The following is a 22,787-nucleotide window of genomic DNA, read 5'->3' on the forward strand; positions in this document are numbered from 1 at the left end:
TATTTGCCGAATCCTGATCAATTATTATGAAAATATACTACCTTATTTATATCTGTACCTGTCCCATCCGTAATCAAAAGCTCTGCCGACCATTTACCTTTAGAAGGGAGATTCACACTTGCAGCAGTATAGTTGTATTCAGTAAAGTCTTGAAAAGCGATGCCCACCTCAGACGTTATCACCTCAAGTGGAACATCTATCTGTTCTTGATTAGTCCCATCTACAGACTCCAGAGAGAGGCTTACTGCCTTCGGTACTCCACTACCCTCTGGCAGCCATATGGTCAACGATACTTCATTAGGTCCGGGTGCATTTGGTGTAATTTCTAGCGTATAATGAAGCGTCTCACCCATCTCGTGTACTTTCAATGCTTCACTTTCCGGCATTGGGCTAATCGAAGTAAAGACAGCTGCTATCACGATAATAATTGCCATTAATAAACCATCCAGCTTCAGCAGAATACCTCTAGGCATCTCCCTCTTTCGAGCTCTGTGCCGAAGCCCAGCACCAATTCCGATAACGAGCATTACAACTACTATTTTCGCTATTAGCCAGTTACCCCAATCTGTATAAATCAAATATAGCCATGATGGAATAATCGTCCACGTTATAATAATGCCGCTAACAACTAAAACAACCATTGTTACCCATGCGATGGAAGCAAAACGTTCCATAAACCGTCCCGCTTCCTTCCGATCAACACGCCAAAATAATAACAACAGCAGAACTCCTCCAGCCCATAGTGCTGAACAAGCAAGATGGATAAAGTCAGTTATGATGGCGACTATTTCGTGTTCGGATGCTGCTGCATGCCCTATATAGCTCTCCACTGCTAATAGCAGCATCGCCCATTTCGCTCTATATAAATCTTTGTACTTAATAACAACGAATCCAAGCAAGGAAACTATTAATAAAGCAAGCCAAGCTTGGCCTGTTGGCGTCTTCGTGAACAGCTCAAGTAAGTCAGCTCCACGACCTTCAAGTCCACGAATAATTTTATTAGATTGAATAAAAACAAATAGCAGAACTACGATTAGCAAACCTTTCATTACTGGCCTGCTCCACTCCCTGATTAATTCCCGCTGACGATCTCCTTGAACAGATGGTGGTATTGAAAGCCCAAGAAGCATCATTCCTGTTGCAAGTAATAAAAAGAAGTAATAAAAAGTTCTAACTCCATAAAAGAGGATATCTTCAACTAAGCCTTTAATAGTTACGCTACTTGTTGTCCCTGCCCCACTTTCATGTCCAGTAGACGTAAGCAGCGTCCCATATGCAGATACATCTGACGGTAAAAATATTATACCAATAAACACTACGATCAGGGCTATAATCATATCCTTTAACGAAAATCGTATACGACGGGATATCCTTATTTTTTTAGTATGTATCCTAGAAGGAGTTGAGGTCATTACGTCACTTCCTTACGTCATATTCTGCTTCAGTTTACAAGACCATGTCTAAAAGGACAATTTCAATACGTCTCATTTCTTTCAATGGAGCATTCTATGATACAATCAACTGAAGCAAGAATCATCAACATTTTTCCAACTAGGAGGTCGTCATCATATGGCAAACCAAACAGGAGCCATCGTACAACAGTCCCTAAATGCGTTAATGGGAGATTCTTCATTTCTACCACAAATCCAGGATCAACGAAGAGAGCAAGTCTTTCAATCGTTGGCGGCAATTTTGTCTACACCTAACAAAGTTCACAAAGCATTTTTACGTATCGCTCTTGATAACGGAAATGTTGAACGCATCCCCGCTTTCCGTATTCAGCACAACGATGCATTAGGTCCTTACAAAGGCGGAATTAGATTTCATGAATCCGTCAATGAAGACGAAGTTACAAATTTAGCAGCTCTAATGACGCTTAAGAACGCCTTGCACGAAGTGCCATTTGGCGGTGGAAAAGGCGGAGTTGTCGTCAATCCGCGCAGCTACTCTGAAAAAGAGCTATATTCAATTTGCAAAAAGTATGTCCAGTACTTCAGTGACGTGCTCGGACCTGATAAAGATATACCCGCCCCTGATATGGGAACAGGCGACAGAGAAATGGACTGGATGATGGCTGAATATAAAAGTATTAATCCAGGCTCCCCTTACCTTGGCAGCTTTACCGGGAAAAGCATCGTTAGCGGCGGATCACTGGGCCGTAGGGAAGCAACAGGCAAAGGCGTATATTTCACATTCCGTTATATGATGCATGATTTTCTTAACGAAAACATCGGCTGGCTGTCAGGCAGCACTAACATATTTGCCGAAACGGCGCTTGCTTATAAGGACAAGCCCCTCTCCTTAGCGGTTCAAGGCTTCGGCAACGTCGGTTCAGTGACAGCAATGGAAGCCTACAAATGTACAGCTCTTCGCGGCAAAGTCGTTGCTGTTAGCGATCGCAATGTTACTTTGTACAATGAGGAAGGTCTTGATATCCCTTCACTAGTTGAATATGCTGCCACTCATCGCGGTGATCTTCCTTCTACAGATGGGGAATTGCATGAAATTGGTGTAAGCGCAGCGGTACTAGACCGAGAAGATGTACTTTATTTAAACGTTGACGTCCTGTTTCTTGCAGCACTGGAAGATCAAATTCGCGGCGATAATGTCGGGCAAATAAATGCACGAATGATAGTCGAAGGGGCTAATGCTCCAATTACCGGCGATGCGGACGAAGCTCTTGCAAGTTCTGGAGCGATTATTATTCCGGATATTCTAGCCAATGCAGGCGGTGTAATTGTCTCTTATTTCGAATGGCTTCAAGGACGGGAGACACAATTTTATACCGAAGAAGAAGTATACAAGCAGCTATTTGCCAAAATGCAAAAGACGATGAACGGCATCTTGCCAGCTTACTTCGGCGATCCCCTTTCACTTCGCCAAAATTGTTTTGTACATGCTGTGACGAAGCTATCTACCGTCTTATATCGGCAAGGGAAATTATATTAATCACTTTACGCTGAAGTGGATGCGATAGTGGTTAAATCTGTTCTGTTGCCATTTGGGAGGTGGATAGACATGTTGGATATGGAAACGATAATGTTGAAGGGCATACGTATTAACTATCAAGCGAAAACAATGCAGCCCGTTCAATTTCATAAGGCAGATCTCGTATTCGTCACACAATACGGTGATAGGCTTTGGTATATCGATCTAGAAGGGGTAAATGACCGTCATTTGCTTGCTTGGTTTGGTCAAAGCGAAGATATTGCAGTTGTGGTTCGTGCCGATTCAATTGACGGTGATGTTTGGGAAGGTATGGGGTACTTCCACCCTAATGAACCGAATAATGCTGCAGCAATTCGTGGCGCCGGAGAGCTGTATAAGCTCTAGTATGTTACAAATGAAAGTCAAGACAAAAAGAGAGGTCATCCTAGTCAGGACGACCTCTCTTTCTATTATTTAGAAATTTCTGGTGTCGTTAAGCGATCGTAGAAATCAACAGCTTTGTCTTTGTCTTCCGAAGCACGAAGCGCCATTGCTGAACGAGGATGTTCATCCAATATGCCTGTAATCATGTACGGAATAATATAGCCCCATTCTTCCTTCTCACGAAGTGCGATCATATATTTTTCGATCATATCGAGCACTGGGCGAACATTGTATTTCGTATTTTGCAACTCTGTTACAAGTAGCTCTGTGTTGCAGTTACCCGCCGCACGGCCCATGCCGTATACGGATGCATCTAGTAACTCAACACCTTTGCCAGCCGCTATTAATGTGTTAGCGAAAGCTAGCTGCATATTGTTATGTGCATGGACACCAAGACGTTTATTCGGTAAATGTTGTTGGAACTTGTCTACGAGGTAACTAACATCATCCGGCTTCAAGCTTCCGTAAGAGTCAACAATGTAAACAAAATCAACAACACTATCATTTATTAGTTTGAATGCTTCAATCAGCTGATTTTCCATTACATTGGAAAGAGCCATAATGTTAATTGTCGTTTCATATCCACGGTCATGGAACACTTGAACGAGTTCTAGCGCCTTATCAACATCTTGGATGTAACAAGCGACACGAATAAGATCTAGCAAACTTTCGCTTCTTGGCAAAATATCATTTTCATCGACACGACCGATATCAACTAGTGCTGATAGCTTTGTTTTTCCTTTATTAGGGATAATCTGCTTAAGGAAGTCATCATTCAGAAAACGCCAAGGACCCGCGCTTTCTGCACCTTTTAGTAGCTTAGGAGAGTTTTTGTAGCCGATTTCCATATAATCGACTCCAGCCTCGTTTAAGCTATTATATAGGTGCTGAACAAACTCGTTGCTGAAGTCCCAGTTATTAACGAGTCCGCCGTCACGGATTGTACAGTCGACAATTTTACAATGGCTTGTTTTCGATTGCATGATTGATGCTCCTTTGGATTGAACATAAGTTCATTTTTTAAGTATCATCATACTTGAAAAGCACCCGGAACGCAAAGTAATTGTGTCGCATTTTGGGTAAATTAGGCATTAATTTGCACTTTCCGAGTAAGTGATTTACAAATAAAAATAATAGCGGTAAAATATTATGTAAACAATAACGCTGAATTTTTCTATTTTGAGAAAACGGGGGAACCAACGAGAACAGTCATTCTATAAAACAGGATGTTGTTCACAAGGGGTGAATCCGGGGATTTGTGCCCCCGGTAGGGTCTACTCTCTAGCCCGAATCCGACAGCTAACCTCGTAAGCGACCAAAGGAGAGTTGTCATATGCAATCATTCCCTGTTAATGATTCTTCGAGCTCTAATGATCTGTCCCAACAACTAAGCATCAGCCGTATCGAAGTGTTTGTAATACCAGCACTAGCAATTGACTCTGCTGGATATCGTGTTTGCTTGCGCCTGACGAGTGACCTTGGTTACGGTTGGAGTGAGCAATTTGTTTATGAAAGTGATCCCAGCTTTCATCTGAATCGTTGGAATCAGCTTCTTCGTACCTTCATTGGACGCTTCTCCCTCAGCTCGCTTATCGAACGCCTCACCGAACGAATCGCTGCTACGGTCAATCCTGATAATCGTGCTTACAATCTGTTTTCAGTCGCAGTAAATGAGCTTTCTCAACAAATTGACCAATCGACGACAACGTCCAGTGATCCTAGCTCAACAGAGGAATCTGTCCTTCAACAACGTGCAGTGTTTTATTTGTCATTGGATTAATGACGACGGCTTAATATCGAATAGTAAATCAATTCATTATGCATCGTATTACGAACAGCAAGCCCGCAGCCTTCCCAAATGAAGGTACGGGCTTGCATATTTTTTATAGTTACGAACCCGTCGAGCGGTAGTGCCTGACCCCGAATCGCCATATAAGCAAGCATGGCAACAGGAACAACGCGCCTCCGAACGGAACTAACATATAGGTGAACATACCTCCATCCTTTTTATCAAGAATGTACAGGAGCGGCAAATACGTTACACATCCAAACGGTATAATGAACGTAAAAAATCTGGTCACCCACTTTTCATAAATATTAAGCGGATATTGCGCCATCTCACGTCCACCATCTGTAAATACATTCGCAACCTCAATTGCCTGTATCGTCCAAAAACAAAAAGTTGCCGCCAAAATAAATATCCCCGTAAAAATCAGCACGCCATTCATTATCATAAAAAATAAAATGATAAGCTTCGGAAAACTCCATAAAGCCGGCAAATTAGTAACCGACCACACAAGCACGATCATTCCCTGAAGCAATCGGCCAATTCTCGTAAACTCAAACTTTGAACCTAGTACTTGTATTACCGTACTTCTTGGCCTTACTAGCAGCCGATCGAATTCTCCTGACGCTACCAAACTCGAAAATCCATCGAATCCACGTGCGAAACATTCGCTTAATGAAAAAGCTAAATGAATAACTGAAAAACATAATGCAACTTCGAAGAAACTCCAACCTTGCAGCTCGCCAAATCGCTGGAACATAAAATACAAACCACCAAGTACCGTAAACGGAATAAAAAATTGACCAAAACTTAGCAGTAAAAATGATGCTCGATATTGAAGTTGCGACTTAAGTTGAATGTTCAAATATTTTAAATATAGATGCATTCCATCAACCTCCTTGTATGACGACTGCCCGAAGTGCTCGCTTCATAAGTAGACGACCGACACCAACTAAAACGACAAGCCATACAAGCTGAATACCAATCCCCCACATCGCTTCTGCTTGAGGAATATGACCTGAGTAGACTCGGAAAGGAAAATCAGTCGTCCAACGGAAGGGCAGTAAATATGTCATGGTCTGCAACCACGATGGCATAAGCGGAATAGGAATAATCATCCCCGCAAAAAACTCGCCTGCTACTGCTATCATCAAAATAGAGCCCACAGGAGACATTGTCCAAAACACAGAAATATAGATTAGCATGGAGATAGAAACGACTAGCAGCAAGCCTAACAAGAGGGAACCAATAAATAATGCAAACGCAATAAAAGTAGGCGGCAAACTCATGCGATATGGTTCGGGTAACAAAAATATAATAGTTAAAATGGGAAAACATCGAAGGGTTGCACTTGCTACTCTTTGGGCAAGTAACTTAGCATACCAAGAAGGATAAAGGTCCATCGGCCGACACAATTCGTAGGCGATATTTCCGCTTGTTATCATAGCGAATAATTCTTGATCTCGGAACCAAAGCATAATGAAGCTCAAAAAAACTTGTTGCAGCCAAATGTACGTAATCAAGTTATCCAATGAAATAGGCATTGATGTTGAGCTATTGCTATAAAACGCCGTAAAAATCATAATAAAAACGAATCCAAAAAATAGTTGGGTAGCCATCCCTGCTAAAGCTGCAGCACGATATTGCATCCCATTGATGAACCGAAGGCGCCAAATCGAAGTATAAGCCTTCATATCTGATGCTCCTCATAAAGCTGAACGATGATTTCATCTATCGCCTTTGATTCAACAGAGATGTCTATGATCTCCACATATTTGGATAGATGAGAGACTAGGTCGGCAAGAACAACCTGCTCTGTATCAAAGCTGTACACCGCTCGTTCAGAGGTCCACTCCATCCTAGTTGTAAGAGGAATATCAATTGGCGTGGGGTATTCTCTATAATCCACAGTTAACGTTCTTCCTGTACCAAATCTACTGCGCAGCTCATCCAATGATCCATCATACAACAATGTGCCTTTTCCTATCATCAAAATGCGATGGGCCAGCGCCTCGATGTCGCTCATATCGTGAGTGGTCAAAATAACTGTGACACCCTTTTCCTGATTAAGCCGCTTAATAAAATTTCTGACCGCGAGTTTGCTGACAGCATCTAAACCAATCGTAGGCTCATCGAGGAACAGAAGTTTCGGGCTATGTAGTAGCGAAGCCGCAATTTCACATCGCATCCTCTGTCCCAAACTAAGTTGCCTGACAGGCGTCTGCAATATCGTTTCAAGCGCAAGCATTTCGGTCAACATATCTACATTTTTCTTGTACGTATGTTCGGGGATCTTATAAATATCCCTCAGCAGCTCAAAGGAGTCGATAACAGGCACATCCCACCAAAGTTGTGATCGTTGTCCGAATACTACACCGATATGCTTCACATATTCTGTTCTGTTCTTCCAAGGCGTATAGCCCATAACAGTACACGAGCCTTCATCCGGCACTAATATGCCGCTCATCACTTTAATCGTAGTCGATTTCCCAGCCCCATTCGGTCCGATATAACCTACGATCTCTCCTTCTGCTATCGAGAAAGAGATATCTTTTAATGCTTCCACGACTGTATGTTTGCGCACAAATAAGGCTTTGGTCGCTTCCTTAAGCCCCGCCGTTCTTGTCGCGACTTTAAAGCTCTTACCAATGCCATCTAACTTGATCCAATCCTTATTCCGATTCATTCTAATTGGTCCTCCTGTTGAATTTCTGCTAGTCCATGAAGCTTTTTGGAGAGCAGCCGCACCCTTCAATCACCTCAGCGAAAATAGCAGGAAAAATAATATACCTTATATTCCAAATAAAGTATAGTTTTATTTTCCAATTAAGTTGATTAGATTGTTGAAAATTAGTAGATATACCCTCATTGAATAAGAACACGACTATAAAAAAATGCCCTTCACCGAGCCATTAGGCTAAGTGTAGGGCATTTACTCTTTTACATATTAAAACTAGTATATGTCGGCATTATCAAGACGTGAACCCATTGGAGCAGTTGTGGAATTGACAACCAATACAACTTTATAGTTGCCTGGGGCTAAGTAACCTACGTTGTAAGTAAAAGTATACATTTGATTGCTTATCAGGTTTTCAGCATCATAGAAAACCTCTGTCCATTGACCTGATGGTCCTTCCTTGTGCAGCGTAATAGAAACGTTGCTTATGCCATAATTAAGTACATCAACTGTCAATTGATGTTCTCCTCCCACGTGTACCGAACCTACGTACCAAGTTTCAGGTGATGAGGAACTTGCGGAAGCGCTTACAGAAAAAGAAAACAACATAACCAGCAAAAGTAATATCATCTTTTTCATCATTATTCACCTCCCTTCTATAACGGAGTGAACTGACGTATTTCGATTGTGATTATATCACTTTATGCAATATATGGATACTAAATTATAGTAGTATTAATAGATGAATACTTCAAATTCTACTAATACAACTCCACCAAAGGAATACTGACAAGGACTCCTCTCATATAGTACTTGAAATGTGATAGTTCAAGGGAGGCCATGCTATTGGCGGATCCGTTTGTAGTGCGTTCATTGGAAGAAGTACGGTTTTGGTCACGGATAATGAAAGAACATTCCTTATTTTTGAAACTTGGATTCCGATGCGAAGACACTCAATTGATTAATGAAGCCAACCATTTTTATTCTGTTTTTCATGCGATCGAAAATAAAGCCAATGCATTCACAACTGGGACAGATCCCTCCGTCATTAGAAGATTCAATGAGGAAGTCCACACTGCAGTTTCTTATATATGGGCCTTCAAACGAAGAATACTTGGATTAATATTAACGTGCCAACTACCTGGTGCAAATAATTTCCCTCTTTTGGTGGATCATGTGAGCAGGGAAGCCAACTATTTTAGAAATCGATTATCGGAATTAAATCAAGGAAAGTTAGAGCCGTTGCCTGATGCAATAATTGACGAAAACGTTTTTTTCCTTAAAATTATGGCCGATCATGCCAAATTTATTAGCCACCTACTTGATCCATCCGAGCGGAAACTTGTAGAGCAAGCTAATAACTTTAGTCAAGAATTCGACCAATTACTATTTCAAGCTAAAGACTTGGAGTCCATGCGTCCCCAGTCACAAACCGTCCCGCTCCTTGATCAATTTCTTGATCAGAACAAGGTATCTGTTAAATCTCTTCGTGATTTCAAGAAAACAGCACGTGATTTAATTGAGGCGTGTCGTATAAAGAGCATTATTCACCCTTTGCTTGCGGATCATGTTTTTCGTGAAGCAGAACATTTTTTGGTCATCATTGATATGTTTGAAAGCAGTCTGACTACTAGACCTAACTGAAAGTGCGAAGAGCACTTTTTGAAGGGGCATTCTAACATTATGAATGCTTTTCTCTCCGCAATAATGGAAATTGAATGCTCATAATGCACGTCAGACATTTTATAATGCTATTCGACTTTAACTACGCTAAATAGGGGAATAAATTCGATGTCCGTCCGTTTCATACATTCGATCGGGCTAAATTTCCAAGAAATCGCTTTGAATGTTTTTTTGATATAAATTTAAAACAGGCTCCCGAAGGAACCCGTAAACCTTGCTATTACAGGGTTTTACAGATGAATTACATCATGCCGCCCATACCACCCATGCCAACCATACCACTCATATCTGGCATAGCCAAATTACTATTCTCAGGTTTGTCTACAACAAGTGTTTCAGTAGTTAAAATCATGGCAGCTACAGATGCGGCATATTGCAACGTAGATCGTAGTAAAAATATTAAACTAAAAAATCAAACTTCTGTTCAAAATTATTCTGTCGATGGCATCTTTATATCGTACGGTAATTGAAATTGAAGAGGAGACGAGTGAGTGAATGAATAAAAAATTGTTAGAACGTCCGACCATTTATACCGAGAGGAGAGAGGATCACTTTATTGGGGCTAGACCCTCTCTTACTTACTGCATGTGGGGACTATTACAATATACAGAGCTTCGAGGAATTTCATTAGATGAAGTGAATGGGCTTACAGGACATGCTTTTTATTTGAATATTTTCGAGGACAGTATACATATCGCGGGACCGACTACTTTTGCTGGCGAGCCTTATACGCAAGAAGCCCTATCTAATCTCGGATATAACCTGGACTTCTTACCATTTGCTAACGTTGAACCGGCAGTCGTAGAACAAGCCCACCAAATTATTAAAGCATCAATCGACAGAGGCCTTCCGGTCATTGCTTGGGATCTATTTCACCCAGAATTCGGAATGATTTATGGGTATGATGACGATAATCAGGTTTATCATGTAATCGATAAATTGCAAGAGAATACACTGCCATATAATCAGCTCGGTCATAGCCAAACGGCGGAGATATATGTTATCGCCCTTCTTGAGCGTAATGAAATCAGCAAGCAGCAAGCTGTACATAACATGCTTAGCTTTGCAGTTAAACATGGTTATACAAATGGTAGCCTTGATCACCCTATCGGCCCTATCGCTCAAGGTTTAGCAGCTTATGATGCATGGATCAATGCCTTTAAGAACCGTTCACTGCATCCATTCTTTAATGCTTATAACATAATCGTCTATTGCGAGTTACGTGCCTATGCAGCAGCATTTTTACATCGACTCTCAGAAGATGATACTATACATGAAAGAAAAATTCTGAAACAAGCCTCCGTGCATTATGATAGCGTTTCCAAAAAACTATATAGCCTTTCCGAATTATTCCCATTCCCACAGTGCGGCGATCCACACAATAGCGAGCTAGCTTTACAAGGAATTCAAATCCTCTCTCAAGCTAAAGAAGAGGAAACACAAGGACTTTCCTTGCTTAAACAACTGCTCGATACTATGAATATTAAAAAATTAGAAGTGAAAAATTAGGATAACCTTCTACTGAATCTCAATATTGTTGAGTTTTCCCTCTCGCTCGTAATAAGGGATTAATGAATGAGGGCATCTCTTCTCGTTCAATAATTCCTTATTTAATTCCTAACGTTCAGATCGCCTATATACCAACTCTTATGTTCATCATGAGATCGATTCCTTACGAATCTTGTCTAGTAAGATGTAAAACCTAACTACTCATCCGTCACTGAACTTATCGATACTAACCCCGTTGTACATCCTATTAAGTTTTTTCTTTGATCGGTATAAATAAGTGTAAACTGTTTTAATTGACACGTTCAAATCGCTTGCGATTTCTTCGGGTGTTCGCTGATGGAGGAAACGTGCTTTGAACATCTCCCGTTCCTTGCAATTAAGGCACTTCACATACTCATCGACGCTTTCCAGAAATTCTTTTTGCAGCAATTGCTCTGCTGGATCGTCCTTAATAACAAACATTGAGGGCAAATCCAAAGTTAGACACGTAGCAAGGTCTGAGTCGTCTCTGCATGAATCATTTTTCGATTGCCAGCTACTAAAGAGAAGCTCACGCTTATTCGGACCTCCCCGGCGCATTTTCATCCGAACCTGATTTATAACAATTATGCGAAACCATTGTACAAATCGATCGGAATCAGTCAAAGAGTGTAATTTAAGATAGGCTTGTATTGAGGCATCCTGTACGATATCTTCGGATAAGCATAAATCACGTGTCATCCTTTCAACCCAGTGTAATACCTTACTTCTATGCAAGTGAATTAACTGACCGAATGCACCTGCATCACCTTGACGGGCCAATTCAATTAATTCTATCTCTGATATCGATTCTTCCATCGAAATTTTGCCCCCTCTCTCACAATATTACTCAAATTAATCCTACTGTAATAGATCAATCGTTTAGAATAGAGAATTTTTTAAAGCTAATTGAAAGTGTAATATATTTTGTGAAAATAGATAAATACCAACAAGGAAAAGCTTTTGTTACAGGATTGAGTTAACATGCAATATTCTACATCAGATCCAATACAAGCTCCAGCTACAAAACAAGAGGTGACTAAAAAATTTTATAAGCAATTAAAGGTCGCTATATATCACTTACTAGAAACCAAATTAATAGTTTTCTTAGACCATCGAAAATATGATCGAGCTGGTATCCATTCAATAAATTAATTCCCCATTTTATCGATAAGATCGTACGTATTAAGCCCGTTAATATTCAACACAGCTCATTATTTGGATCAAACTAAAAAAAATCAATTTTGGTATGCCATGCATTCACAAAAAATGCCCCACTCCTAGCCAATATAGCTAAAAAAAGAGCATACACTCTTTCACATATTAAATTTAATGTAAGTAGACATTATCAGACGTGTACCGAGAGTGACCGATTGATAATGAGCATCTAATGTAACTTTATCATTTCCAGGTGTTAAATAACCTACGTAGTAATTTAAAGTATTCATTTGTGGACCCCCAAAACTTTCGCCATCGTATAAAACTTGTATCACTTGCCAGATGGGCTAATTAGACTCGCATCAAACTCTAGATATCTAGCAACCACATATCCCCTTTCATGCAACGAATTCACTATTTTTAGCATGTAATGGATCTGAATAACAAATAATTCTCATTTAGTCCTCAAACCCGCTTCCATTTCCTTTCCTTGCCTTGCCTAATCCCCCCTCCTATACTAAAATGTCGAAATAATGCATCCTGTCTAATACGATATATTCAGGACAGATGAAACGTGTAAACTATTTATCACCATCGTCTATACTTAGAAGGGAGAACACGATTAATGTCCATCCGTTTCAGACTATTACTATCTTTCACATCAGTTGTCATTGTCTCTGTTATCCTTTTTACGGCAGCAGCATATTTATTATCCGTTGCTGTCACAGGCGATTTCCGCAGCATCAGCAGCTTCTACCGCATTCATTATTCTTTGAATCCTCTTTCCGAAGAAGAGGAGAGCATTTTTCTTGATCTGAAATATTTGGCCAAACATGATCCCGCTCAGCTAAAAGATAATAAGCTTCTGGAAAAGTACGATAATCAGCTAAAAATGGTACAGGCTGGACTCATTGTCCGCCTTGAACATGAAATTATATATGCATCACCAGCGCTGCAAAGTGCTGATCTTGCAACGCTTCTTCCAACTTACGAAATGAACAATAACTCGATCCGCAACACAATGAATTTAGGAAGCCGCTTTTACTCATATGCCAAGTTTGATTTTCTTTTTTCAACTGACAGTGCTGAAAAGGGGAGCGTCTATGTTACAAAAGAACGAAGCCCTTTCGCAGAGATGGTTCGAAAGTTACTGCCCATTTTAATTGGTGTTTTTCTTGCTATTCTGCTCTTAACTAGTGTTCTGCTCTATCGTTATGTAACTCGGAAAATTGTAAAACCGCTTGATGAGCTTCGAAGATCGGCAGAACATATCAAAAATGGCGATCTCACCTTCCAACTGCACCCTCACTCCCATGATGAGGTCGGTCAGCTCTTAATGAGCTTTGAAGATATGCGACAAAAGCTACTTGAATCAGTTCAACTACAACTCCATTACGAGGACAATCGTAAGCAGTTACTTTCAAATATTTCGCATGACCTGAGAACACCCATTACTACGATAAAAGGGTACGCAGAAGGAATTAGAGACGGAGTTACAAATACAAAAGAGAAATTAGACAGATACGTTGACGCCATTCACGTAAGAGCTTCTGATCTCGAACGATTGGTCGATGAGCTACTCTACTATTCGAAGCTCGATATGAATAAGGAACCTTATTCCTTCCAACAGCTTGAACTAAATGGATTTCTCAGACACAGTCTAGAGGAAATGTCTATTGAGCTCGATCAAGGCAAAATTGATGTGACATGGAGCAATGAAAGAAACGAGCTTGCTTATGTTCTAGCCGATCGGGAAAAGCTTAAACGAGTCATCATCAATCTAGTGGATAATTGTCTGAAGTACATGATTCAAGAGCCAAAGAAAATCGAAGTAGGCATAAGTATGCGAACGGAAGATTGTCTAGTCTGGATCTCAGACAACGGCCCTGGCATTCATCCAGATTCATTGCCTCATATTTTTGAACGTTTTTATCGCGAGGAACCTTCACGTAGCAGATCTGCTGGTGGCAATGGACTTGGTCTTGCAATTGCCAAACATATTATCGAAGGACATGGCGGTCAAATATGGGCCGAGAGTTCTCATGGCAACGGAACAACAATCTTTTTTGTACTCAAAAAATTTGTAGATCATCGGTGAGGTAACTATGAAGCAGCTATTAATTATTGAAGATGACCCTTATATTGCTGAGTTGCAACGTGACTACTTCCTCTTGCATGACTATCAGGTAAAACTATGCCATGATGGCCATGAAGGGCTTACAGAGGCTCTCACAGGCCATTATGATCTTGTTATTGTTGACCTGCAGTTACCGGGAATGGACGGTTTTGAAATTTGCAAACAAATTCGTGAGAAGCTGGATCTACCTATTTTAATCGTCTCCGCAAAAAAAGAAGAAATCGATAAAATACGAGGATTCGGACTAGGTGCCGATGATTTCGTCACAAAGCCATTTAGTCCAAACGAATTGGTAGCGAGGGCGAAAGCTCATCTAGCAAGGTACGAACGTTACAAAGGCGGAAAGGTCATCGAAGCTGAACAAATCAACATACGCGAGCTTTCGATTCAAAAGTCATCGCGACGCGTTTTCCTAAATGGCAAAGAAATTTCGCTGACAACTAAGGAATTTGAAGTGCTTGTTTTCCTAGCTGAAAATCCTAATCGAGTGTTCAATAAGGATGTTCTGTTCGATCGAATATGGGGACTTGATTCTAATGGCGAGATTGCAACCGTTACCGTTCATATTTCCCGTATTAGGGAGAAAATCGAAGCTGATCCCTCCAATCCACAGTTCATTGAGACAGTATGGGGAGCTGGGTATCGGTTTACGGTGTAACTTCCCTATAGTATTTTAATGATATTGTATGACTGTGAACTTCTTTATCATTCTGTTTATAAATAGTTTATATTCTCTTATCCGCCCCGTTAGAGTTGTGATCTATCATACAGGTATGACACACGATTTACTCACTCTAGGAGGATGAACGAATATGAATAAAGTTAATCAGAAGGTTGCAATTGTAGCATTATCAGCAATAATCGGTGGTGGTGCATTACTTCCTTTCCAAGTACATGCTGCATCCCTTGCACCAGTTGCACAAATTCAGAAAGCAGCGATTACTAACTTCCAGTTTCAACAAGATAAATCTATTCAACATCTCATTGATAAAGATGTATTGCAAGGTTACTCCGATGGTAAAGTGCGATCAGAAAAAATCGTTACTAACGCTGAACTTATAAAAATGATTCTACTAGCGCTTGAGGTCGATACAGTTGATTCCAACACAGCTGTCCAAGGTGCAAAATGGTATGACGCTTACTTAAGCTCAGCCCTTGCTCACGGCCTCATTGATAACGTAGAGAAGCTTGCTCCTAACCATGCTACAACAAGCTCAGATATGGCATCATTGATCGCTAAGGCTTTGCAACGTGATGTAAAGTCGGTTCAACATTGGATGAACGGTTTATCGATTGGAAGCGAGTCAATTACTCGTGGTGAAACGGCAATGCTCCTAGTTCAAGCAGAGCAAGCCATTCGTTCTGAGAACGCTGAAATCACTTCTATAAAGGCGCTTAACAAGATCGCTTTTGAAGTAACCTTTAATGCTCCGCTATCGCAAGCGGATGAAGCTATGGCTGCAGCATCTGCCAATTTTGTCTTTGATGGTGATATTAAGTTGGTCAACCAACCAAGGTTAAAAACAGGCTCAATCGCAACATACATTGTTCCCGTGCAAACGATGAAGGAAGGTACGACTTATACTCTGAACTACAAAGGCAAGCAAAACCTTTCAGTAGCTGCAAGCGACGAATTGATTCAGTTGAACGCTGTCAGTCAAGTAACAGCTGATACATTTGAAATAAATTCACTTCGCTCTAATAATGTCATTGACTACGGATATGTCATCTCAGCTTATGCAGGGGGACGTGGAGGAAATGCAGCTGTTCTGGACGAGAATAACAAGTTAGATGGTCAGTTAATGCAGGTGATCCCTTCTCTTGCAACACGACAAGCGGTATTAACACCCCAAGGCGGCGAACCACTTACAGTATCCTATGTCGGTTTCACACAATCAACAGATGGCAAGCAAGAGCCGAAGTTCCGTTTGCCACAAGGTACCACATTGCAACCTGGACAAAAGTACACGGTCTCCTCTAACTGGTTTAATGTAAAGGAAGCTAGCTTCGTTGCAGAAACAATTGCACCACTGGGTATTGCCTCAGTAGAAGCAGTGAACGAAACAACATTAAGCGTCTCACTCACCCAAGATCCTGGAGATGAACTATTTGCTTATCGTTCGATTCAATTGAAAGGTTCTGATGGCTCGAGCTTGACAGCGCAGTACAAGGTTCAAACACGTAAAGGAGCAGTTGGAGTATTCGAACTACAGAATAACGGTAAGTTAGCGCTTGGAATCACTTACGAAATAATGCCGGTCGGCACTTGGGCTAAGGCAGACAAAATTAGTTTAACGACCAAATGATACTCCGTATATTCAAAAGCGATGCAGATTACTTGCATCGCTTTTTATTTTCCTCAAAACAAAAGCCTATTAACACAAACTCCTGAAAAAATAATAGTTCCGCCGATTGAATATATATTCTAATTGTTGTATATTTATTCAGTAGCGCGAAATTGAACGGAGGTTAACGATGTTGAACATTTCCTCGATTGAAAAAGATAGCACAACAAACTCTCAAACAGCGGGTTTGCTCGAAGCAGCTCACAAGCATGTACTGTTCACGGTGAATCGTCCAGATGTCATAATGGCAAGCGGTGAAGGTATGCTGCTTCTCGATACAGAGGACAAAACTTATTTGGACTTTATTGGTGGGTGGGCAGTAACAGCACTTGGTCATTCACCTGCGGTTCTTCAGCAGGCACTGGCGAGGCAAGCAGCAACACTCGTTCACGCTAGTCCCGGATTTTACAACAAACCACAGATTGAATTCTCCAAACTGCTAACAACGATTAGCGGAATGGATAAAGTGTTCTTTACTAGCACTGGTGCGGAGGCTAATGAAAGTGCAATTAAGCTGGCTAGAAAACATGGCGCACTTCATCTGAATGGTGCTTTCGAAATTATAACACTGACAAATAGTTTCCACGGACGCAGCTTAGCGATGATGTCTGCAACAGGCAAGCCGCAATGGAAAAACCTATTTGCCCCAAAAGTAGATGGCTTCATACATGTTCCGATTAATGATATTGATGCCTGCTTCGCTGCTGTAACGAACAATACTTGCGCTATAATGATTGAACTTGTGCAAGGTGAAGGCGGAGTACATGAGGTTAGTGAAGCTTATTTATACGCAATCCGCAAAATGTGCGATATGTACGGTATTATCTTAATCGTTGATGAGGTACAAACAGGACTTGGACGTACGGGGAAGTTATTCGCTTACGAGCATTACGGCATTAAACCGGATATAATGACGCTTGGAAAAGGGATTGGCGGCGGATTTCCACTATCTGCAATGCTGACAACAGAAGCATACGATTTATTCCAACCTGGCGATCAAGGAGGAACGTATACTGGTCAGCCGCTTGCAATGGCAGCGGGCCTTGCAGTTGTACAAGAAATACTGGACCGTGATTTAGCAGCTAACGCTGATCTGCAAGGTCGTCACTTAAAACAATCGCTGAACGAACTTGCCAATACTTTTCCGATTACAGAAGTACGTGGAAAAGGGCTTCTCATTGCCTTTGATCTCCCTGAAGGAATGGCTCCTTCTCTAGCTGCTTTGTGCATGGAAAAAGGACTATTGATTAATGCATCCAATGCATCAACAATCCGATTAATGCCGCCTCTTATCGTAGAACAAACTCATATCCATCAATTGATCGGGATTTTAAAGGAAGCAATGGAGCAATTATTTATGAATGTTGGATAAGCCGCTCAGCATACGTTAGTTACAATTGTAATGTGTAATTAGCAGGAGGGCTTAACCTTGAAACGACGATTATTAAATAGCGGATGCGAGCATTTCACGGTTTATATTATTCCAGCTTGGCAATGGAAACAATTTATTGCTTTCGAATTGATCGGGGGAACTGCTTTTTTACTCATTAGCAAAATCATTATTCACTCCGAGTGGTTCTGTATTGCCGCCAATATTGCAGGACCACAAATGCTGAAGTACTCTTTTAGCGCATTACGCACCTAACCTTAAATTGTGTTAATCGCTTGGGCGAAGCTGCTCCGGGCTTTTTTCACTTTGTTTGGAGTTACACATGAAAAATAAAGGGGATAGCAACGCTTATTTGCGCTGCTATCCCCTCATTATAAAATGTATTAGCCTTGTAGAAGTAATTGTTCTGGATCTTCCAAAAGCTCTTTCACTGTTACTAGGAAACGAACTGCTTCGCTTCCATCAACGATACGGTGATCGTATGACAATGCAATATACATCATCGGACGGTTTTCCATATTTACGTCGTCGATTGCAACTGGGCGAATTTGAATTTTGTGCATACCCAGAATACCAACTTGCGGTGTGTTAAGAATTGGAGTAGACAACAAGGAACCGAATACGCCACCATTTGTAATAGTGAAGCTTCCACCTTGCAAATCGCTAAGAGCTAGTGTGTTGGCACGAGCTTTTTTAGCTAGTTCTCCAATATTTTTTTCGATGTCTGCGAAGCTCAAACGGTCTGCATCGCGAACAACTGGAACAACAAGACCTTCTTTAGCTGAAACTGCGATACCGATATCGTAGAACTTCTTCACAACGATGTCTTCTCCGTCAATTTCTGCGTTCAGAAGCGGATACGCCTTCAATGCACCTACAACAGCTTTAGTAAAGAAAGACATAAAGCCCAAGTTTACTTCATTTTTATCAAAGAAAGCTTGTTTGCGACGTTTGCGAAGATCAAGGATTGCTGTCATATCAACTTCATTGAATGTAGTCAACATGGCAGCAGTACGTTGTGCTTCAACAAGACGATTTGCAATCGTTACGCGGCGACGAGACATACGCTTACGCTCAGTCTCCTTACCGTTAACTGCAGGTGCCGCTGGTGCTGCTGGCGCTGCTGCCGGAGCAGCCGCTACTGGAGCTTGTACACCATGCGAACGAATATCGTCAGGATAGATGCGACCGATTCCATCTTTGCCCTGTACTTGTGTTAGATCAATACCTTGCTCGCGAGCTAACTTACGAGCCGCTGGAGTTGCATTAACAGAAGCTGCTAAGGAAACAGCTACCCCCGTCGGAGCTGCTGCCGGTGCAACAGCCGCCGGTGCAGGTGCTGCAGCCTCAGGCGCTTTTGGTTTTTCTGGAGTAGCTACTGGTGCAGGTGTAGCTGGTGCTCCAGTTGAGGCACCGATCGAACCGATTGCCTCGCCTACTAGTACAACTTCACCGTCTTTTTTTGCGATGCTAGATACAACACCGCTGCTGTCCGAACTAATTTCAATATTTACTTTATCTGTTTCAAGTTCAAGAAGTACGTCACCTTGATTTACTGTGTCGCCTTCCTTAACAAACCACTTCGTAATTGTTCCCTCGGATATGGATTCTCCCAATTCTGGTACTATAATATCTGCCATTGTTGCTACCCCCTTACCAAACTCGATTCGAATGGCTGACCATTCAAAGCGGAAGAAATAATAGATTGTTGTTCTGCTGCGTGAACTTCCTGATGCCCGCTTGCCGTACTAGAACGATCTTGACGACCAATATAGCGAACTTGAACTTTACCTGGCGCAAGTGCGCGCAGACGTGGTTCCATATAAGACCAGGAGCCCATGTTTTTCGGTTCCTCTTGTACCCATACTATTTCTTCCAACTTATTGAACTGGCTCACGATACGCTCAAGTTCTGCTTGCGGCAACGGATACAGCTGCTCTACACGAGCAACGCGCAACCATGCGAACTCATCTTGACCAGCAGATGACATTGCTTCTTCAAGATCGACCATAACTTTACCTGTACCAAGAACAAGGCGTTTCACCTTTTCCTTAGCAGCTTTTGGTTCAGTCAGATTAAATTGCGGAAGCACTGGTTTAAAGGAGCCTTCGCTAAGTTCAACACCATGAGACGCAACACGAGGATTACGAATCAAGCTCTTAGGCGCCATCATTACGAGTGGACGCACATTGTCTGCTCCAAGCATTGCTGCTTGCTTACGCAGCAAATGGAAGTATTGCGCCGAAGAAGTCAAGTTAGCTACAGTCCAGTTGTTGTCAGCCGAAAGCTGCAGGAAACGTTCCAGACGAGCGCTGGAGTGCTCTGGACCTTGACCTTCATAACCATGCGGCAGCAAGATTACGATACCTGATTTCTGTGACCATTTTGCACGGCCTGCAGAAATAAATTGGTCAAAAATAACTTGAGCAACGTTGGCGAAATCTCCATATTGTGCTTCCCAGATAACGAATGTTTCTGGAGCAAATACGTTATAACCATATTCAAAGCCAAGAACGGCTGTTTCTGACAATGGGCTGTTATGAACAGCAAATGATGCTTTCGCTTGCGGAAGTATATGCAGCGGAGAGAATTTCGCTCCGGAAGCATTATCATTCAGCATAATATGACGATGAGCGAACGTTCCACGCTCGGAGTCTTGACCGCTTAGACGGATTGGTGTGCCGTCGGCAAGAATCGTTGCGAATGCCAATGCTTCAGCATGTGCCCAATCAAGCTTTTCTCCATCGTTTAATCCAGTTGCACGACGTTGAAGAATACGTTGAAGTTTCGTATACTCTGTGAAACTTTCAGGACGATTCAGAAGCTCAAGATTAATTTCTTTCAGTTCTTCCAAAGGAACTGCTGTACGAACATCCTCAGGAACAACACGACCTGATTCATGCGGAGCCTGTACATGCGTTTTGCCTTCATTAGCTTTCATAGAGTCATAGGCAGCTTGCAACGTTGCCGCTGTTTTTGCACGGAGAGCATCTACTTGCTGTTCAGAAAGAGCTTGCTCAGCCTTCAAATGATTGCTATAAAGAACGCTTACAGTTGGATGATTTCGCACTTTCGAATAGACAAGCGGTTGTGTTACATCTGGATCATCCATTTCGTTATGACCATAACGACGGTAGCCGATTAGATCGATAACGAAACCTTTGTTGAAGCGTAGACGATATTCGCAAGCAAGACGCACGGCAGCAAGACAAGCTTCTGGCTCATCAGCATTAACGTGAACAATCGGAATATCGAAACCTTTTGCCAAGTCGCTGGCATAATGAGTCGAACGAGAGTCAACGCTATTTGTCGTGAAGCCTAGACGGTTGTTTGCAATAATATGAAGAGTTCCACCGTTACGGTAGCCCTGCAAATTGTTGAAGTTCAATGTTTCTGCAACAATACCTTCGCCGATAAATGCAGCGTCGCCATGTACGCAGATTGTAACTGCACCATGTTGATCCTGTTCAGGGAAGCCCGGCTTGCTGCGATCTTCTTGTGCTGCGCGCGTGAAGCCCTCAACAACAGGATTAACAAATTCTAAATGGCTCGGGTTGTTTGCAAGCGTCAATTTCGCGCGAACAGTCTCCCCTTCAGTTACAGCACGGTCAGCACCCAAATGGTACTTCACGTCACCTGTCCAACCATAGTTAATGCCCATTGAGCCCTCGGAAGGAATAAGTTCCTTATTCGGGGAATGATGGAATTCGGAAAAAATCTTCTCGTATGGTTTGCCAAGTACATGTGTCAACACGTTCAAACGGCCACGATGTGCCATACCCATCAAAATGTGATGTGCTCCATCATGTGCAACCGCACGAACGATTTCGTCCAGCACAGGTACTAGCATGTCAACGCCTTCAATTGAGAAGCGTTTCTGACCTACGAATGTTTTGTGAAGGAAGCTCTCGAATTGCTCAACTTGCATTAAGCGCTCAAGTAATGCTTCTCTTTCTCTTGCAGATAATGGAGCCGGGAATGATCCCGATTCAGCTTGCTTATGAAGCCAATTGCGTTCATTTTCATCATGTATATGTGTAAATTCGTATGCTGCCGAACGGGTGTAAATTTCTCTGAGTCGCACAATTGCGTCCCATCCATTCGCCAACGTCTCAGGAGCGTTATCCCAGATTAAAGAAGCTGGAATTGATGCAAGATCCTCCTTCGTAAGTCCAAAGGTTTCAGGCTCAAGCAACTTTGTATCCGCAACCTGACTAATTCCAAGCGGATTAATATCCGCACCTAAGTGGCCATACCTACGGATATTCAGCATGAGCTGATGCGCGGCAACGACCTTCTTCAACATATTGCTGTCAATCGGACCACTTGTTGCTGTAGTTGCTGATTGTACGGCTCCGGCATTGGTTGCCGGCGCTGCTGCGACAGACGCAGTTGCAGCTGTGGAAGGCGGTGCCCCCCATTGGATAAACATTTCGCGAACCGATGCTTCAACTGCATTCGGATCATTCAGGAACAGCTCATATTGCTCCTGGACATAACCAAGATTGGGACCATAGTAGCTTTTCCAAGGCGAAGAGTTGCGCTCATCATGGATGCTCATTGCAGAAAATTCCACCCTCTCTATTCATAACCATCCTATTATTTTCTATGGCGGTTGTTTCCATACATTTCCGCCGATCTTCTCTCTTACTTTGAAAGAGAAGAAGCGTACCAACTACAATAATCAGTTGCGTAACTTCTTCATATTTTAG

General features: G+C 42.0%; 19 protein-coding genes, 1 pseudogene and 1 riboswitch. Of the genes and pseudogenes, 10 read left to right on the top strand and 10 right to left on the bottom strand.

The genetic code is table 11. The features are described from left to right. Positions 1-17 precede the first annotated feature (17 nt). On the bottom strand, positions 18-1,316 hold the full coding sequence (locus tag MFF31_RS01350) for a copper resistance D family protein (RefSeq protein WP_248565374.1): 1,299 nt from the start codon (positions 1,314-1,316) through the stop codon (positions 18-20). 253 nt (positions 1,317-1,569) lie between these two features. Between MFF31_RS01350 and MFF31_RS01355 the strand changes: the two genes are divergently transcribed. Continuing rightward, the gene (locus tag MFF31_RS01355; protein ID WP_238186385.1) at positions 1,570-2,949 is read left to right on the top strand and encodes a Glu/Leu/Phe/Val family dehydrogenase; all 1,380 of its coding nucleotides are present in this window, start codon (positions 1,570-1,572) and stop codon (positions 2,947-2,949) included. A 69-nt stretch (positions 2,950-3,018) separates the two neighbouring features. Beyond that, entirely contained in the window at positions 3,019-3,333 is a 315-nt protein-coding gene (locus MFF31_RS01360) for a hypothetical protein (RefSeq protein ID WP_238186386.1), read from the top strand. Between the two features lie 65 nt (positions 3,334-3,398). Here MFF31_RS01360 and MFF31_RS01365 read toward each other — a convergent pair whose 3' ends face one another. Further along, positions 3,399-4,355 (bottom strand): aldolase catalytic domain-containing protein, encoded by a 957-nt coding sequence (locus MFF31_RS01365; RefSeq protein WP_238186387.1) that lies wholly within the window; start codon positions 4,353-4,355, stop codon positions 3,399-3,401. Between the two features lie 169 nt (positions 4,356-4,524). After that, positions 4,525-4,701, top strand: a riboswitch (cyclic di-AMP (ydaO/yuaA leader). Positions 4,702-4,705: 4 nt separating this feature from the next. Here MFF31_RS01365 and MFF31_RS01370 point away from each other — a divergent pair. Then, a complete protein-coding gene (locus MFF31_RS01370; RefSeq protein WP_238186388.1) occupies positions 4,706-5,152 on the top strand; it encodes a hypothetical protein in 447 nt (148 codons plus the stop codon). Between the two features lie 109 nt (positions 5,153-5,261). Here the strand turns inward: MFF31_RS01370 and MFF31_RS01375 are convergent, their stop codons facing one another. The 4 genes from MFF31_RS01375 to MFF31_RS01390 form a co-directional block, all read right to left on the bottom strand. Further along, positions 5,262-6,044, bottom strand: a complete 783-nt coding sequence (locus MFF31_RS01375; RefSeq protein WP_238186389.1) for an ABC transporter permease — start codon at positions 6,042-6,044, stop codon at positions 5,262-5,264. A gap of 4 nt (positions 6,045-6,048) precedes the next feature. Then, positions 6,049-6,852 (bottom strand): ABC transporter permease, encoded by an 804-nt coding sequence (locus MFF31_RS01380; RefSeq protein WP_238186390.1) that lies wholly within the window; start codon positions 6,850-6,852, stop codon positions 6,049-6,051. Beyond that, entirely contained in the window at positions 6,849-7,844 is a 996-nt protein-coding gene (locus MFF31_RS01385; RefSeq protein WP_238186391.1) for an ABC transporter ATP-binding protein, read from the bottom strand. The genes MFF31_RS01380 and MFF31_RS01385 overlap by 4 nt, the downstream gene beginning before the upstream one ends. A 267-nt stretch (positions 7,845-8,111) precedes the next feature. Next, the gene (locus tag MFF31_RS01390; protein WP_238186392.1) at positions 8,112-8,477 is read right to left on the bottom strand and encodes a hypothetical protein; all 366 of its coding nucleotides are present in this window, start codon (positions 8,475-8,477) and stop codon (positions 8,112-8,114) included. 198 nt (positions 8,478-8,675) lie between these two features. Here MFF31_RS01390 and MFF31_RS01395 point away from each other — a divergent pair, with 198 nt between their 5' ends. Further along, a complete protein-coding gene (locus MFF31_RS01395) occupies positions 8,676-9,479 on the top strand; it encodes a DUF2935 domain-containing protein (protein WP_238186393.1) in 804 nt (267 codons plus the stop codon). A 280-nt stretch (positions 9,480-9,759) separates the two neighbouring features. On the opposite strand, the pseudogene MFF31_RS01400 reads toward MFF31_RS01395, so the two are convergent. After that, a pseudogene (locus MFF31_RS01400) lies at positions 9,760-9,906 on the bottom strand (TCP-1/cpn60 chaperonin family protein); the annotation flags it as partial. 107 nt (positions 9,907-10,013) lie between these two features. On the opposite strand from MFF31_RS01400, the gene MFF31_RS01405 reads away from it, so the two are divergent. After that, positions 10,014-11,027, top strand: coding sequence for a BtrH N-terminal domain-containing protein (locus MFF31_RS01405; RefSeq protein ID WP_238186394.1), 1,014 nt, complete (start codon positions 10,014-10,016; stop codon positions 11,025-11,027). 201 nt (positions 11,028-11,228) lie between these two features. Here MFF31_RS01405 and MFF31_RS01410 read toward each other — a convergent pair whose 3' ends face one another. Continuing rightward, positions 11,229-11,864, bottom strand: coding sequence for an RNA polymerase sigma factor (locus tag MFF31_RS01410; RefSeq protein WP_238186395.1), 636 nt, complete (start codon positions 11,862-11,864; stop codon positions 11,229-11,231). 964 nt (positions 11,865-12,828) lie between these two features. On the opposite strand from MFF31_RS01410, the gene MFF31_RS01415 reads away from it, so the two are divergent. The 5 genes from MFF31_RS01415 to MFF31_RS01435 all read left to right on the top strand — a co-directional run bounded on the left by MFF31_RS01415 (position 12,829) and on the right by MFF31_RS01435 (position 18,330). Beyond that, positions 12,829-14,301 (top strand): sensor histidine kinase, encoded by a 1,473-nt coding sequence (locus MFF31_RS01415; protein ID WP_238186396.1) that lies wholly within the window; start codon positions 12,829-12,831, stop codon positions 14,299-14,301. Between the two features lie 7 nt (positions 14,302-14,308). Further along, positions 14,309-14,998, top strand: coding sequence for a response regulator transcription factor (locus MFF31_RS01420; protein WP_238186397.1), 690 nt, complete (start codon positions 14,309-14,311; stop codon positions 14,996-14,998). A 154-nt stretch (positions 14,999-15,152) separates the two neighbouring features. Then, complete coding sequence (locus tag MFF31_RS01425) at positions 15,153-16,646, top strand: S-layer homology domain-containing protein (RefSeq protein WP_238186398.1); 1,494 nt, start codon at positions 15,153-15,155, stop codon at positions 16,644-16,646. Positions 16,647-16,815: 169 nt separating this feature from the next. Further along, complete coding sequence (locus MFF31_RS01430) at positions 16,816-18,057, top strand: aspartate aminotransferase family protein (protein ID WP_238186399.1); 1,242 nt, start codon at positions 16,816-16,818, stop codon at positions 18,055-18,057. A gap of 57 nt (positions 18,058-18,114) precedes the next feature. Next, positions 18,115-18,330 (top strand): hypothetical protein, encoded by a 216-nt coding sequence (locus tag MFF31_RS01435; RefSeq protein ID WP_238186400.1) that lies wholly within the window; start codon positions 18,115-18,117, stop codon positions 18,328-18,330. Between the two features lie 128 nt (positions 18,331-18,458). On the opposite strand, the gene odhB is transcribed toward MFF31_RS01435, so the two are convergent. Both odhB and MFF31_RS01445 read right to left on the bottom strand, forming a co-directional pair. Beyond that, on the bottom strand, positions 18,459-19,715 hold the full coding sequence (gene odhB, locus MFF31_RS01440; RefSeq protein ID WP_238186401.1) for a 2-oxoglutarate dehydrogenase complex dihydrolipoyllysine-residue succinyltransferase: 1,257 nt from the start codon (positions 19,713-19,715) through the stop codon (positions 18,459-18,461). Positions 19,716-19,720: 5 nt separating this feature from the next. Next, the gene (locus MFF31_RS01445; protein ID WP_238186402.1) at positions 19,721-22,636 is read right to left on the bottom strand and encodes a 2-oxoglutarate dehydrogenase E1 component; all 2,916 of its coding nucleotides are present in this window, start codon (positions 22,634-22,636) and stop codon (positions 19,721-19,723) included. Positions 22,637-22,787 lie beyond the last annotated feature (151 nt).

Origin of the sequence: Paenibacillus sp. L3-i20, from assembly GCF_022180385.2 — a bacterium.
Lineage (GTDB): Bacteria > Bacillota > Bacilli > Paenibacillales > Paenibacillaceae > Pristimantibacillus.

What these genes read in the sequence shown, in the direction of transcription:
- MFF31_RS01405 (WP_238186394.1), top strand. Translation starts at nt 10,014, where the DNA reads ATGAATAAAAAATTGTTAGAACGTCCGACCATTTATACCGAGAGGAGA.
- MFF31_RS01380 (WP_238186390.1), bottom strand. Translation starts at nt 6,852, where the DNA reads ATGAAGGCTTATACTTCGATTTGGCGCCTTCGGTTCATCAATGGGATG.
- MFF31_RS01415 (WP_238186396.1), top strand. Translation starts at nt 12,829, where the DNA reads ATGTCCATCCGTTTCAGACTATTACTATCTTTCACATCAGTTGTCATT.
- MFF31_RS01375 (WP_238186389.1), bottom strand. Translation starts at nt 6,044, where the DNA reads ATGCATCTATATTTAAAATATTTGAACATTCAACTTAAGTCGCAACTT.
- MFF31_RS01390 (WP_238186392.1), bottom strand. Translation starts at nt 8,477, where the DNA reads ATGATGAAAAAGATGATATTACTTTTGCTGGTTATGTTGTTTTCTTTT.
- MFF31_RS01365 (WP_238186387.1), bottom strand. Translation starts at nt 4,355, where the DNA reads ATGCAATCGAAAACAAGCCATTGTAAAATTGTCGACTGTACAATCCGT.
- odhB (WP_238186401.1), bottom strand. Translation starts at nt 19,715, where the DNA reads ATGGCAGATATTATAGTACCAGAATTGGGAGAATCCATATCCGAGGGA.
- MFF31_RS01445 (WP_238186402.1), bottom strand. Translation starts at nt 22,636, where the DNA reads ATGAGCATCCATGATGAGCGCAACTCTTCGCCTTGGAAAAGCTACTAT.
- MFF31_RS01430 (WP_238186399.1), top strand. Translation starts at nt 16,816, where the DNA reads ATGTTGAACATTTCCTCGATTGAAAAAGATAGCACAACAAACTCTCAA.
- MFF31_RS01360 (WP_238186386.1), top strand. Translation starts at nt 3,019, where the DNA reads ATGTTGGATATGGAAACGATAATGTTGAAGGGCATACGTATTAACTAT.
- MFF31_RS01420 (WP_238186397.1), top strand. Translation starts at nt 14,309, where the DNA reads ATGAAGCAGCTATTAATTATTGAAGATGACCCTTATATTGCTGAGTTG.
- MFF31_RS01410 (WP_238186395.1), bottom strand. Translation starts at nt 11,864, where the DNA reads ATGGAAGAATCGATATCAGAGATAGAATTAATTGAATTGGCCCGTCAA.
- MFF31_RS01370 (WP_238186388.1), top strand. Translation starts at nt 4,706, where the DNA reads ATGCAATCATTCCCTGTTAATGATTCTTCGAGCTCTAATGATCTGTCC.
- MFF31_RS01385 (WP_238186391.1), bottom strand. Translation starts at nt 7,844, where the DNA reads ATGAATCGGAATAAGGATTGGATCAAGTTAGATGGCATTGGTAAGAGC.
- MFF31_RS01355 (WP_238186385.1), top strand. Translation starts at nt 1,570, where the DNA reads ATGGCAAACCAAACAGGAGCCATCGTACAACAGTCCCTAAATGCGTTA.
- MFF31_RS01425 (WP_238186398.1), top strand. Translation starts at nt 15,153, where the DNA reads ATGAATAAAGTTAATCAGAAGGTTGCAATTGTAGCATTATCAGCAATA.
- MFF31_RS01395 (WP_238186393.1), top strand. Translation starts at nt 8,676, where the DNA reads ATGCTATTGGCGGATCCGTTTGTAGTGCGTTCATTGGAAGAAGTACGG.